Below are 229 nucleotides of genomic sequence, written 5' to 3' on the forward strand. Positions count from 1 at the left end.
GGGTGATGTTAAAATCGGCAGGTACGAAGGTGATCACGTAGTTAGGCCCTGCCGTAAGATCTCCCTGTTTAATGGGGTAAGTGCCTGCATTTTCACCTGCGTCACGGCGCGGATCGCTGGTAATCTTGTCGTTGCCAACCAGGCCGGTAACCAGGTAAGTAAGCGCGGGATCCGCCGTGCCATATACCTTGGTCTTCGCTTCAGCCGTTACGGTGATGGCTTTTGGCTC

The 229-nt window shown here is 54.6% G+C and carries 1 protein-coding gene; it reads right to left on the reverse strand.

The genetic code is table 11. The features are described 5' to 3' along the window. A partial coding sequence (locus tag GS398_RS22175; RefSeq protein ID WP_160909028.1) for an MBG domain-containing protein occupies positions 1–229 on the reverse strand: 229 nt, incomplete at both ends.

The organism is Hufsiella ginkgonis, assembly GCF_009834915.1.
In the GTDB taxonomy this organism is placed as follows: domain Bacteria; phylum Bacteroidota; class Bacteroidia; order Sphingobacteriales; family Sphingobacteriaceae; genus Hufsiella; species Hufsiella ginkgonis.